The sequence below is a fragment of the Fructilactobacillus sp. X2R1C1 genome, from assembly GCF_059901435.1.
This window is the reverse complement of the sequence record NZ_JBWXUV010000103.1, coordinates 1-262: the sequence shown is the minus strand read 5'-3', so window position 1 is coordinate 262 and position 262 is coordinate 1. Positions and strand designations below refer to the sequence as shown.

1 protein-coding gene is annotated in these 262 nt (G+C 51.1%); it reads left to right on the top strand.

The annotated features are described in order from the left end of the window. On the top strand, positions 1-262 hold a 262-nt coding region (locus AC6UDG_RS07655), incomplete at both ends, for a hypothetical protein (protein ID WP_500706984.1).

Genomic DNA, 262 nt, shown 5'->3' with positions numbered 1-262 from the left:
ACATTGCACAGCTCGACAATACCTTTGAGGAGTTCGTAGCTAAGATATGGGCCTGCCTGTTGCAGTGTAGTACAGACGACCTACTCCTCCCTACCAACGAAACCAAGTGGAAGTTACAGATGCTTCGGCGCAAGCACCCTGACATTCACCGGATGATAGTAATACGCAAGTGGCCTCGTGGCAGCAAGACCATCAAGGATATGCGCAGGGACATGAAGCTGTTCGAGAAGATGCTTCGCCCCTATGACCTGGAGAAAGGGAT